Origin of the sequence: Streptomyces sp. NPDC001339 (genome assembly GCF_042895955.1) — a bacterium.
In the GTDB taxonomy this organism is placed as follows: Bacteria; Actinomycetota; Actinomycetes; order Streptomycetales; family Streptomycetaceae; genus Streptomyces.
In genome coordinates this window covers 419,923-432,403 of the sequence record NZ_JBIAWT010000004.1, presented here as the reverse complement: position 1 = coordinate 432,403, position 12,481 = coordinate 419,923, and the positions used below count along the sequence as shown (strand labels likewise).

10 protein-coding genes and 2 tRNA genes are annotated in these 12,481 nt (G+C 70.7%); 8 read left to right on the top strand and 4 right to left on the bottom strand.

The window, feature by feature from the left end; genetic code table 11:
* The first annotated feature begins 122 nt into the window (after positions 1–122).
* The 4 genes from ACFY12_RS14140 (at position 123) to ACFY12_RS14125 (ending at position 2,994) form a co-directional block, all read left to right on the top strand.
* Positions 123–689 carry a DUF3566 domain-containing protein gene (locus ACFY12_RS14140; protein ID WP_390716046.1) on the top strand — a complete coding sequence of 189 codons (567 nt, stop codon included), beginning with the start codon at positions 123–125 and terminating at the stop codon, positions 687–689.
* A gap of 75 nt (positions 690–764) precedes the next feature.
* Positions 765–838 (top strand) — tRNA-Ile (locus tag ACFY12_RS14135).
* A gap of 188 nt (positions 839–1,026) precedes the next feature.
* The gene (locus ACFY12_RS14130) at positions 1,027–1,161 is read left to right on the top strand and encodes a DLW-39 family protein (RefSeq protein WP_003958712.1); all 135 of its coding nucleotides are present in this window, start codon (positions 1,027–1,029) and stop codon (positions 1,159–1,161) included.
* 381 nt (positions 1,162–1,542) lie between these two features.
* On the top strand, positions 1,543–2,994 hold the full coding sequence (locus ACFY12_RS14125; protein WP_390716045.1) for a hypothetical protein: 1,452 nt from the start codon (positions 1,543–1,545) through the stop codon (positions 2,992–2,994).
* Between the two features lie 9 nt (positions 2,995–3,003).
* Here the strand turns inward: ACFY12_RS14125 and ACFY12_RS14120 are convergent, their stop codons facing one another.
* Both ACFY12_RS14120 and ACFY12_RS14115 read right to left on the bottom strand, forming a co-directional pair.
* Complete coding sequence (locus ACFY12_RS14120; protein ID WP_390716044.1) at positions 3,004–4,470, bottom strand: serine/threonine-protein kinase; 1,467 nt, start codon at positions 4,468–4,470, stop codon at positions 3,004–3,006.
* Between the two features lie 81 nt (positions 4,471–4,551).
* On the bottom strand, positions 4,552–5,100 hold the full coding sequence (locus tag ACFY12_RS14115) for a helix-turn-helix domain-containing protein (protein WP_390716043.1): 549 nt from the start codon (positions 5,098–5,100) through the stop codon (positions 4,552–4,554).
* 126 nt (positions 5,101–5,226) lie between these two features.
* On the opposite strand from ACFY12_RS14115, the gene ACFY12_RS14110 reads away from it, so the two are divergent.
* Positions 5,227–5,299 (top strand) — tRNA-Ala (locus ACFY12_RS14110).
* Between the two features lie 272 nt (positions 5,300–5,571).
* Here ACFY12_RS14110 and ACFY12_RS14105 read toward each other — a convergent pair.
* Positions 5,572–6,876 (bottom strand): sensor histidine kinase, encoded by a 1,305-nt coding sequence (locus tag ACFY12_RS14105; RefSeq protein ID WP_390716042.1) that lies wholly within the window; start codon positions 6,874–6,876, stop codon positions 5,572–5,574.
* 111 nt (positions 6,877–6,987) lie between these two features.
* On the bottom strand, positions 6,988–8,451 hold the full coding sequence (locus tag ACFY12_RS14100; protein ID WP_390716041.1) for a hypothetical protein: 1,464 nt from the start codon (positions 8,449–8,451) through the stop codon (positions 6,988–6,990).
* Positions 8,452–8,807: 356 nt separating this feature from the next.
* Here ACFY12_RS14100 and ACFY12_RS14095 point away from each other — a divergent pair, with 356 nt between their 5' ends.
* The 3 genes from ACFY12_RS14095 to ACFY12_RS14085 are packed head-to-tail and all read left to right on the top strand — an operon-like array spanning position 8,808 to position 12,452.
* Positions 8,808–9,743 carry a 3-oxoacyl-[acyl-carrier-protein] synthase III C-terminal domain-containing protein gene (locus ACFY12_RS14095; protein WP_390716040.1) on the top strand — a complete coding sequence of 312 codons (936 nt, stop codon included), beginning with the start codon at positions 8,808–8,810 and terminating at the stop codon, positions 9,741–9,743.
* Between the two features lie 26 nt (positions 9,744–9,769).
* Positions 9,770–11,170 (top strand): ATP-grasp domain-containing protein, encoded by a 1,401-nt coding sequence (locus ACFY12_RS14090; RefSeq protein ID WP_390716039.1) that lies wholly within the window; start codon positions 9,770–9,772, stop codon positions 11,168–11,170.
* Positions 11,160–12,452, top strand: coding sequence for a type III PLP-dependent enzyme (locus ACFY12_RS14085; protein ID WP_390716038.1), 1,293 nt, complete (start codon positions 11,160–11,162; stop codon positions 12,450–12,452). Before ACFY12_RS14090 ends, ACFY12_RS14085 begins: the two co-directional genes overlap by 11 nt.
* Positions 12,453–12,481 lie beyond the last annotated feature (29 nt).

Sequence of the window (12,481 nt, the reverse complement as noted above, 5' to 3'; positions counted from 1 at the left end):
ACGGGTGGACCAGGAGCTGAGGACGGCTCCTGGCCGGGCCCGTAACCGTGACGGACAGCGCCCGTGGCTCCGCCATTTCCGACAGCGTCCCCCGAGAAGAGGGCGCACACCAGGGGGGACCCGTGACCGACAGCCGTCAACCACAGCCACAGCCTCACGAGCGTTATCAGTCCCCTGCGCGCTCCGGAGAGGCCCAGCCGGCCCATGGCGGCCGCCAGCAGCCGTACCAGCCGCCGCAGGCGTACGCCACCGCCGGCGGGCAGGCCGGCGGCGGGCAGACGGTCCGCAGGCCGCGTACGGGCGCCAGGACGGCCCCGCGGACCCGTAAGGCCCGGCTGCGGGTGGCGCGGGCCGATCCGTGGTCGGTGATGAAGGTCAGCTTCCTGCTCTCCATCGCGCTGGGCATCTGCACGGTCGTGGCGGTCGCGGTGCTGTGGATGGTCATGAACGCGATGGGGGTCTTCGCCGCGGTGGGCGGGGCGGTCAGCGAGGCCACCGGCTCCGGCGAGAGCGGCGGCTTCGACCTGCGGTCCTTCCTGTCGCTGCCGAGGGTGCTGGCGTTCACGTCGGTCATCGCGGTGATCGACGTGGTGCTGGCGACCGCGCTGGCCACGCTCGGTTCCTTCATCTACAACCTGTCGGCGGGTATCGCCGGGGGTGTGGAGCTCACGCTCGCCGAGGACGAGTGAGGCCCGGGGCGGGCCTCCGGGAACCGATTTTGGGAACGCCTCTGAAGTGCGCTAATCTTTCGGTGCAGCGAACGCGCGGCTATAGCTCAGACGGTTAGAGCGCTTCCCTGATAAGGAAGAGGCCCCAGGTTCAAGTCCTGGTAGCCGCACTGCACAATCGGCCCGGCCGGGGAACTCCCCGGCCGGGCCGATGCGTTGGAGGAGACGGAAGGTGGCTCGCGGCGGTTGCCGCGCCTACGGCGTTGCCGACCGCGGGCTAGGTAACCGATCGGTATCGGCCGGTGTGTATCATCGGCCGACATAGGTCCCCTACGTCAACGAAAGACGAGGTCGCGCGGTGAAGAAGCTTCTCCTGGTCGCACTGGCCGCCATCGGCGGGCTCCTCGTGTACCGCCAGATCCAGGCGGATCGCGCCGAGCAGGATCTGTGGACGGAGGCGACCGACTCCGTGCCCGCAGGTTCGGGTGTCTGAGACCCATAAACGCACAGCAGGTTCGTACGGACCCCGATCGCCCCTGGTGATCGGGGTTTCGTCTATCCGGGTTCGTGTATCCGGGGGCGGGCGGAGCGCGATGCGGGACCACACTCGTGGCCGGGCTGGTGACGGGGCTCGTGACCGGGCTCCTCATGAGTTTGCCTTAGCACACCATCAAATTGCAGCAGCAAAGTCGCTGTCCGTGAGGGACCTTCCTGAGGGATCTCCGTGAGGGATCTCCGTGAGGGATCAAGGCACGGCATGCCGGCGACGCAGGCGGCCGCCGGTGAATCGCCCGACGGGGCTACCGCCGGCCCTCAGATCCGCTGTACACCTGCTGCTTCCGAAGTGCCATGCGGATCCGAGGAGGGGTGGGTCATGGTGACGGGGCGTCTGATGGCTCGGGCCGTGTTTCACGTGAAACACGGCCGCAGGGCGGTCACCGTACTGGCAGTGCTCGGCGTGCTGGCGCTGCTGCCGGGGGCGGTGGGAACGGCCTCGGCCGACACCGTCCCCGCCTACCGGATGGCGGACGGCGCCACAGCGGTCAAGGGCACGCCCGGAGTCGCGGACGCACCGCGGCTGCCTCCCGGTCTGCACACCGACGCCATCGGGAGGGGTGAGCAGAAGTACTACGCGGTCACTCTGGACGACCGGCACAGCGCGTACTTCTCGGTGGTCGCCGCTCCCTCCCCCGGCACCAAGGTCGAGGACTACAAGGACGAGCTCACCATCAGCGTCCAGGACGGCGACGGCCGGACCTGTAGCGCGGAGGCGTCGCCGACCTTCAACGGCGGCGGTATGGCGTACCCCATCGCCGACTACGCCACCCGCCGCATCGGCGCCGACCGCACGAGTTGCCAGAAGGCCGGCCCGTACTACGTCGTGGTCACCCGGAAGGGAGCAGCGACGTCCGGGCCCGGCGCCTGGCCGATCGAGCTGGACTACGTCAACGAGCCCCTGCTCAGGGGCAGCGCCCCCGCCCGGCCGGGCAAGGGCACCTGGGGCACCATGGCGCCCGCCCCGCGCACTGACACCACCCGGCGCACCGTCGAAGGCGGCACCGGCTTCAATGACGCCGGTTCGGTCGGTACAGGGGTCTGGAAGGACCACATCAGGCCGGGCGAGACCCGCTTCTACCGCGTACCGGTGGACTGGGGCCAGCGCCTCAACCTGAGCGCCGACCTGCCGAACGCCCCGTCCACCTCGTCCACCCCACCTACCTCGTCCACCCCACCTACCTCGCCCTCCCGGCCCTCCTCCCGATCCTCCTCTCCGACCTCGTCCCGCGCACCCGCCTCACCTCGCTCGCCCATCTCGCCCCGCTCCTCCGCCTCGTCGGCCTTCCTCACCGACGCACTCGGGCTGAGCGTCTACAACCCGGCACGGGGCGCGGTCAGCACCGACCACTTCGTCGCCTACAGGGGGAAGCAGGCCACCGCCAAGAAGTTCACGGCGCCCGTCGACTACGGCAACCGCTTCGACCCGAGCCATTCGGTCAATGCGATGCGGTTCGCCGGCTGGTACTACCTCGAGGTCAGCCTGCACCCCGACACCGCGCGGTACTTCCCCGACGGCACCGAGCTCACCCTGCGCGTGGATGTCCGTGGCACCCCCAAGCCCGGACCCGGCTACGCCGAACCGGCCGGCATCTTCACCGTCACGCCGGAGGACCAGAAGACGGCGCACAGCGGCCGGACAGCTCAGGCAGTGGAACGGAGCGGCACTCTGATGACGGTGGGCTACGCCGGGATCGGCACCGGCGCGGTGCTGCTGGTGGGCCTGGGGGTGTGGACTCTGCTGGCACGGCGGTCCGCGCCCGGCAGGTAGGCCCTGTCGTCAGGCCGAGAGCAGCGCCCAGACCCCGACCGCGATGCACAACAGCGCCACGATCAGCACCGGGACGGCAACCTTCGCGGGTGGTCCCGGTCTTCTCGATCCCGGTCTTCTGTGGGGAGCGGGCGGTGCGGCAGCCGGGGTGGCGGGGGAATCCTGGGGTGACCGCTGCCCGGGGACCGGGTACGGGCCCGCCGTGTAGGGACGGGTCGCGGGGTTCTGCGGTCGGCCGCCGGCCGTGGGCTCGTACGCGGGCGGCGGAGGCGCAGACGGAGACGGGGACGGGGCCTGCGCGGGCATCGGCGGGTGAGCAGGCGAGGGAGCGGGCGAGGGGAGGGGCGGTGAGGCGGGTGTCGGCGGGGTACTCGGCTCCGGAGGCGCGAGGGGGAAGCCGCCGCTTCCCCACAGAGACGCGGAACCGTGCCCAGCGGCCCCCGTGGACCCAGCGGCCCCGGTGGTCCCCGTGGCCCCGGTGCTCCCGCTGGCGCCGCTCCCCACCTCCCCACCGGAACTCGCGGGCCCGTCGGCCGCCCCCGCCCTCGGCTGTCCGCCCGATCCCTCGGCCGTCAGCCGTCCGCCCGGCTCCCCGGCCGCAAGCGGCCCGTCCGGCCCGTACCCGGCCGGCAGCGGACCGATGTGGTCGAAGACCTCGACGACCTCCTCCTCGATCGTCGCCTCCGGCAGCAGCTCGACCGCCGACAGCACCGCCTTACGCGCCCCCGTGGCCGTCTTGAACCGGCAGTCCGGGTTCGGGTGCACCAGGGACGCCAGCACCTGCCACAGCGGCTCCGGCACGCCCTCGGGCGCATCGGGGACGCCGTGCTCGAAGTGCCCGATCAACGCGTCGGGGTCCGGCTTGACCCCGGTGAGCAGGTAGATCGCCACCAGGCCGACCGCGAAGAGATCCGCGGGGAAGTCCGGTTCGGCACCGAACATCTGCTCCGGAGCGAAGTAACCGGGCGTTCCCACCACGTAGTTGGCCTCGGTGAGCCGCGGCTCGCCCTTGCGCATCGCGATGCCGAAGTCCGAGAGCCGCAGATGCGGCCGGCCGGTGCCGGTGGCTTTCAGAAGGAGGTTCGCCGGCTTGATGTCGCGGTGCACCACACCCTCCGCGTGCACCGCGGTCAGCCCGGCCAGCAACTGGTCCAGCAGCGTGCACACGAACCGCGGTGGCAGCGGCCCGTAGTCGCCGCTCAGATGGGCCAGCGAGCCGCCGTTCACCAGATCCATGGTGAACAGCACCTTGTCATCGTCGGCGGCCCAGCTCATCGGGGCCAGCACATGCGGATGGTCGATCCGCAGCGCCTGTTCGCGGACGAAGCGCAACAACGTGTGCGCATCGCTCTGCTGAAGCACCTTGGCCGCCACATAGCGGCGCCGCCGGTGGTCCCAGGCGCGCCATACGGCTCCCACCCCGCCCCGCCCGATCGGGTCGATCAGCTCATACCGGCCGGCGAAGATCTCACCCATCGCGCCCCGTCCGCCCCCTGAACTCGAAACGTCCCCTGTGGTCCGGCTCGCCGTGGCGCCAAGGCCGACAGCCCTAGGGCCCTAGCCCTGATGCGCCTCGTAGTGAGCGACCGCGTCCGCGGTACGGCCGGCACCGTAGACCCTGAGGAACTCTGCCAGTTCGGGGTGTGTGGCGGCGAGGGCGTGGGACGCGTCGATGATCTCCCCGGCGTCGGAGACCGACCGCAGCAGCGACTGGATCTCACGGACCACGCGCCGCACCGTGGTCGCCCCCGTCGACGACGTCTGCTGTGCGGTGTTGTTGAGCACCGAGCCGCCCGCCGTCTTCTTGATCGCCTCCATGCGCTCGGTGGCCTCGGCGGCGCTGACGCTCCCGTCCGAGACCTGGCCGGCCAGCTCCTGCAGCGCCTGGACCCGCTGCACCACGGCCGGGTTGCCTATTTTCGCGCGCTGCCCGCTCATCAGCTGCGAGAGCATCGGCGCGGACAGACCGAGCACGGCGGCCAGCCGGGCCTGGTTGAGCCCGAGGTCGTCGATGAGACGGCGGAACAGCGCACCCAGAGGCTCCCCGTACCAACTGCGCTGCAGCTCCCGGGCCCGCGCGGTGGCTTCCTGCTGTGCTGCGTCCATGCCGTCTCCCCACTCTCCCCATCGCTTCGCTGCCGCGAATCTCGCGAAGCATCCTACGGAGAGCCGGGGTGCGCGGCGATACCCGGTCGGGAAAGCCCACGGACACCAGGTACCCTGGTCCGCGAAGGGGCCTTAGCTCAGTTGGTAGAGCGCTGTCTTTGCATGGCAGATGTCAGGGGTTCGACTCCCCTAGGCTCCACACGAATACACCCCTCTGGCCTGCGGAAACGCAGTCAGGGGGGTCTTTTTGTCCCGATTTTCTGTGCTGACGTGTCAGCACCACCGTGCTGACGAGCGGGCTCAGAGGCCCGATTTTGATGGACTACCGAGGGACCGGTGGCGGCGCGCTCGCCCCGTCGGCAGGCGCAAGCCTCGCCCCGTCGGCGGGCGCAAGCCCCGCCCCGGCGGCAGGTGCAAGCCAAGAGGCCCGGGTCGGGGACCCGGGCCTCTTGGTGGAGGGGATGGTGGTGGTCAGGGCATCGCCGTCAGGGTGCAGGGGATTTGGACGTTGGCGGTGGTGGGGCCGCCGAGGGGGCTGCTGATGCCGAGGGTGCCGTCGAAGGCGGCCAGGCGGCGCTGGATGCCGAGGAGGCCGCTGCCGGACTCCAGGTCGGCGCCGCCGTTGCCGTCGTCGGTGACGGTCATGGCCAGCGCGTTGGCCCGGTACTGGATGTCGATCAGGACCCGGCGGGCCCCGGAGTGCTTGGTCGCGTTGACCAGCAGCTCGCAGACGGCGAAGTAGGCGGCCGACTCCACGGCCGGCTCCGGACGGGACGGGAGGTTCGCGGTCACCTGGACCTGGAGGCGGCTCTCCATCGCGAGGGAGCGGACGGCGTCCACCAAGCCGCGGTCGGCGAGCACCGGCGGATGGATGCCGCGGACGAGGTCGCGGAGTTCTTCCAGGGCCCGTACGGAGGCATCGCGGGTCTCGGCGAGCAGGGTGCGTACGGCTTCCGGGTTCTCGTCCAGCAGCGATTCGGCCGCGTCCAGCTTCATGCCCATCGCCAGCAGCCGGGCCTGCGCACCGTCGTGCAGGTCGCGTTCGATGCGCCGGATCTCGGCGGCGGAGGAGTCCACGAGGTCGGTACGGGTCCGCGAGAGGTGCTCCACGCGCAGGCTCATCTCGGCCTTGGCCGTGGGCGCCAGCAGGGAGTGGGTGATGCGGGCGTGCAGCCGCAGGACATACGGAGCGATCAGCAGGCCGATCGGAATCTCGAGCAGGCCGAGACCGCCGGCGATCCAGGCGGCGTCCTCGCTGCGTACGGGAACGAACATGTACCAGGTGCCGTCCCAGGCACTGATGACCGGCTCCCAGATGAGCGGGAGCAGCATGCCGAACAGGCCGTGGACGAGCATCCCGAAGGGGATGATGGCCAGCAGGCCGGTGACCGTGACCGCGCACTGCGCCCACAGCATGTCCCGCCAGGTCGCGCTGTCGGTGAGGACCGCCTCGCATCTGCGCCAGGCGCCCTTCCAGCCACCCCCTCCCTGGGGAAGGGGAGGATAGGGCTCGGATATCTGCACGCCCGTGGCACCCGTCAGCCGCCGCTGGGCATTGGCGGACCAGCGCAGGGCCGCGATCAGGCCCGGCACGAGGAAGAGGCCGAAGCCCAGCAGCGCCAGGGACATCCCGACGAGGGCGAACCATGCGAGGAAGACGGCCAGCAGGCCGAGGAAGAACATGGTGAGGCCGCGACCCATCGCTAACCAGCCGGCCGTGAACCAGTTCCGTCCCTGACGGGCGCGCTCCACGGACGTGTACGTGACTGCGGTCATCTCTGTCGTCTCCAGGTTCCTGCTTGGTGCGGGGCTTGGTGTGGGGCGTGCCCCGGTGCCGTGCGGTATCCATCCTGCGGGGGCCGGCCCCGGGAAGCAGGGGTGCTAGGCCTACTTCTGAGGGGGCAAAACCCCTGTTGCCGGGCGGCACGGTGACACCCGGCGGGTTTTGGCCATGACAATGATCAGTGAGGGCAGGGTCAGCGCCCGCACCAAGGTGACGGTGAGCACGACGGACACGGCCGGCACGACGCACAGCTGCCCTACCGCGGCCGAGCCCATACAGGCACCGAGCAGGAACACGGCGCACAGGACGACGGCGGTGAAGGTCATACCGTCCGAGGCGTGTGCCACCGCGCGCGCGGCGGCCTCTGAGGGGGCCATCCCGGCGGTCCGGAGTGCCACGGCACGCAGGACGACGCCGCGCAGCAGGAGGACGGATACGGCGAGTGCGCTGACGAAGGCGAGCAGCGGCGGCCAGGTGGCCGAGGCGTTGAACTCCCAGGCGTCCAGGATCTGTTCGGGTTCCGTCAGCCACAGGAGCGGGGTGGACAGGCCGCAGGCGGATACCGCGGAGAGTGCCGCGGGGATCGTGACCACGGCGGCCGCCGGGGCGGAGCGGGAGACCGCGGCCAGCGCGGCGAAGGCCAGCAGCACGGTGATGCTGGCCATCGCGGCGCCGTTCAGGGCGGTGCTTCCGCAGCCGTCGAGGCCCGTTATGTCGTAGCGCAGCGCGGCTGGCTCACCGGGTGGTCTGGGCTGCCACCACACCAGCGGCAGAGCCGATACGGCATGCAGGACCACGGCGCCCGCCAGGGTCCACCCGGCACACCGGACGCTGGGCCGCAGCAGCAACGGCCACAGCCGCGGCGGACCGAGCCGGTAGGTGAGCCGCCACAGGAACGGCAGCCTGGGCCGGTCCAGATATCTGCCGAAGCGGGCGGAGACCGCGGGGAGCACGGTGATCGAGGCCGTCATCAGGGCGGCCATCGTGAGCACGACCCCGGTGGCCACCGAGGCCAGCGGCGCGTCGCCCGGGACGTAGAGCCCGCAGGCCACCGTGATCGTCACACCGCCGGAGCACAGGACGGTGCGGCTGGATTCGGGCACCGTCCCGGTGGCCCGCGGCCGGCCCGGAACTAAGCGGCGGGCCTGGCGCTCGGACAGGAGGTAGAGCACGCAGTGCGTGACGGCAAGCGCCGTCCCCAGAACGGCCACCAGGGCCAGGACGGAGGCGGAGGGGCCGAGGTCGGGCAGCAGCCGGGCCGCCACCGCCCACCAGCCGGCGGCCGCGGCCACGGTGCCCAGGGTGACCAGCAGCGACACCAGCCCGGGTGCGACCGCGGCGAACAGCGCGATCAGCAGGAGCAGGACGGTGCCGCTGCCCACGGCGACGTACCAGGTCATGTGCCCACCGGACGCGTCACCGAACACCTCGTCGACCGGCGTGTCCAGGGCCAGGGCCCCGGCGGTCGCGGAGACCACGACGATCCCCAGCCACAGGGACAGCGCCGGCCAGGGGTGCCGCGCACTCCAGCCCGCCGTCCTGGCCACGGCCGTTCTCAGGCCCGTCACACCCGTCACTCCCACCAGTCCACCTCTCTGCCCGGTCTGTTCTGTCCGGTCCGTCCGGCCGCTCCGGATTCCCTGCCCCATCCGCCTGGCACACCGGAGGAGGCGGGGACGGAGCGGCACGTTCCATGCTCAGTAATGCGCCTGCGGAAGCACACAGGTGTTAGAACGCCATGCGAAGTAGTGCTAGCACTACTGGAGTTCCGGCCCGAACGCGATACACACGCCCGCGTACGGAGTGTCCGTCATCAACCGGTCACTGGGCTGTCAGCCGAACTGGCCAGACTGTCCGGGAAAACGCATCGCTGGAGCGACCAACGTACGGGGGCGCGCGTGCCGAGACTTTCCGGAGCGACCGGATGACATCCTTCGCAGCTGTTTCCACATTCCTTCCCCCGAGTGTTCCGATTTCCGAACTCCGGGAGGAATCCCGGCTGGACGCCCGGCAGATCCGCCGTTTCGAGCGCTTCTACGGGCTGTCCGAGGTGTGCCGGGACCCGGAGCGGGACGAGGAGGAGCTGCTGCTCACCGCGGCGGCCAAGCTGGACGAGCTCCGCGGCCAGGAGGAGCGGGTCCGCTACCTGGTCCAGGCCCGTACCTTTCCCAGCAGCAGGCCGGACCCCACCGGTGCGCTGCGGCGGATCGGCGCGGAGCTGGGCCTGACGAACGCCACCGCCTTCTCGGTGACCGGCCAGGCCTGCGCCAGCGCTCTCCAGGCGGTGGACGTCTGCGGCCGGCTGCTGGCGGCCGACGGGGATCCGGACGCGCTGGCGCTCGTCCTCGCCGGTGAGAAGACCTTCACCCCGATCGCCCGGTGCGTACCGCGCAGCAATGTCGGGGGTGAGGCCGCGGCGGCCGTCCTGGTACGCCACGGGCGGGCGGGGGACGCCGACCGGGTGCTCGGCGGGGCCACGCGGACCTACGGGCAGTTCCACGACGAAGTCATCACCGGCGAGGCGTCGCCCCCGGAATTCGACAAGCTGTACCCGGAGGCGCTGGCCGAGGTGATGCTGGCGGCCTGTGAGGATTCCGGTACCGCCCTCGGCGATATCGACCTGATCATTCCGCACAGCGTGAACATCATTTCCTGGCAAGGGATCGCGAACAATTTCGACCTCCCTTTGGAACGAATTTTTCTGGACAACATTCCGGTGACCGGCCACTGCTTCAGCGCGGATCCCTTCATCAACTACGGGACGGCCGGCCAGCTCGGCCGGTTGCGCCCCGGCGCGCGGTATCTGCTGACCGCCGTCGGGCTGGGCGCGACGTTCTCGGCGATGGTCGTGCAGCACTGAGCCGCCATACCGGGCGAGGGGACAACATGGAAACGTTGCTGCCGGGCTTCAACGCCCGCTTGAAGGCGGCGGTGGCCGGGGACGAGAAGGCGGCGTTCGTCTTCCTCGGCAACTTCGAGGTCGAGGAGCAGTGGGCGGTCGGTGAACCGGGCCTGCCGCGGATGGGCTTCACCGGCGGCGGTGCCGTGGTGAACTCCATGGACGAGTTCGCCATGCTGCTGGCCGGCGAGCGCGACCACGTCGTGCTCAAGACCCGGCCGGACGCGGACTACCTGGCGTACTTGCGCGGCCTCGGCCTGGCGCTGCCCACCGTGCACGTCGTCGCCGAGTCCGATCCGGCGCGTACGGTCTCGCAGGACGCGCTGGCCGACCCGGCCCTCCAGGCCACACTCGCGGACGCCGCCGCGCGGGACGGCCTGATGCTCTACGCACACGGCGTCTCCACCATCGAGGAGGAGTTCGCCGAGCGTACGGGACTGCCGCTGGCACACCCGACGGCGGCCGTGTGCAAGGCGGTCAACAGCAAGATCTACAGCCGCCGGGTGGCCGATGCCCTCGGCATCCGCCAGGCGCGCGGCTGGGCCTGCGACACCGTCGCCGAGCTCACGGCCGCCCTCGAGGAGGCACGTGAACTCCTCGCGCAGGGACGGAAGTTGGTCCTCAAGGACGCCTACGGTGTGTCCGGCAAGGGCATCATGGTCATCGAGAGCGAGCGCCGGCTTGACCGGGTGCACCGCATGGTGCTCACCCGCGCCGAGGCGGCCGGCAGCGACCGGGCCGGGCTGGTGCTCGAAGAGTGGGTGACCAAGCAGGCCGATCTGAACTACCAGGTCACGGTGGGTCGTGACGGCTCGGTGCGGTTCGACTTCGTCAAGGAGGCGATCACCGAGAACGGCACGCACAAGGGCCACCGGATGCCCGCGCGGCTCTCCCCGGACCAGCTCGCCGAGCTCACCGACGCCGGACTGCGCATCGGCGCACGCCTCGCCGCCGACGGCTACTTCGGTGTGGCGGGCATGGACGCCCTGCTGCTGCCCGACGGCACGCTCTTCCCGGTGATCGAGATCAACGCCCGCAACAACATGTCCACTTACCAGGTCCTGTTGCAGGAGGCGTTCGTCGGCGAGGGACGTACCGCGCTCGCCCGGCACTACCCCCTCAAGCTCACCGCGCCGCTCCCCTTCGAGGAGCTGCGCCGCACCCTCGACGGGCTGCTGCTGGAGAGCCCCGACGGCGCCGGACTGCTGGTGAACAACTACGCCACCGTCAACGCCGCCGTCCACACCCGCGCCGAGTCCGGCGCGTCCGCCGACGGACGGCTGTACGGCCTGGTCGTGGGCGACACCGCGGAACAGGTCGCCGCGATCGACACCGAGATCACCGCCCGGCTGGCCGCGGCGGCGGAAGGAGCCCCCCATGCCGGCTGAGTTCGAGATCCAGGGCATCGGCATCACCGAGATCGCCGAGCGGCACGGTACCCCGCTGTACGTGTACGACGGCGACGCGCTGGCGGCGAACTTCCGGTCGCTCCGCGCCCGCCTCCACCCGCGCGCGGAGATCTTCTTCTCGCTCAAGGCGAACCCGAACATCTCCGTCTGCGCACTGCTGGGCGCGCAGGGCGCCCGGGCCGAGATCTCCTCGATGACCGAGCTGGTCACCGCCCGGCGGGCCGGTATCGCGCCGCAGGACATCATCTTCCTCGGGCCGGGCAAGAGCCGCGCCGAGATCGCGGCCTGTCTGGACGAGGGCATCTACGCGATCATCTGCGAGTCGCTGGACGAGCTGGCCCTCATCGACGAGCTGGCCCGCGAGCGCGGCATCACCGCGTCCGTGGCGCTGCGCGTCAACCCGAGCTTCGCGGTCAAGGGTTCGGGCCTGACCATGGGCGGCAAGCCGCGGCAGTTCGGCATCGACGAGACCCAGCTGTTCGACCGGCCCGATCTGGCCGCACAGCACGCCCACATCCGGCTGATGGGCGTCCAGGTCTACATGGGCACCCGCATCCTCAGCGAGGAGGTGGTGGCCGAGAACACCGGCCGCATCTTCGACCTCGCCGAGCGGCTGTCGGAGAAGCTCGGCTTCCCGCTGGAGCTGGTCGACTTCGGCGGCGGCTTCGGCGTCGCGTACTTCGACGGGGAGAGCGACCTCGACCAGGAGCGGCTGACCGCACTGCTCAACCCGGTGATCGAGGAGTTCGCCGCCCGCCACCCCGACACCCGGCTGATCAACGAGCTGGGCCGCTACCTCACCGCGCCCTACGGGACCTATGTCTCCCGTGTGCGCTACGTGAAGACGTCGATGAACGAGAACTTCGCGGTGGTCGACGGCGGCACCAACCACCACATGGCGGCCGTCGGCATCGGTTCCTTCGTCAAGCGGAACTTCCCCATCCGGCTGCTCAACCGTACCGGCGAGGCGGAGACCGAGAGCTGGAACATCACCGGTCCGCTGTGCACGCCCAACGACACGCTGGGCAAGAAGGTACAGCTGCCGCCGCTGCGCACGGGCGACCTGATCGGCGTGGAGCGCTCCGGCGCGTACGGCCCGACCGCCTCCCCCGTGCACTTCCTCAGCCACGGCTACCCCGCCGAGGTGCTGGTGATCGACGGCCGGGACCACCTGGTCGGCGAGCGGGAGTTCCCCGAGGACCTGCTGCGCCGCCAGCGCCTGTACCCGGCCGCGGCGCCCGCCGCCGAGACCGACAACTGACCACCCCACACTCTTCTCAGGAGTACCGC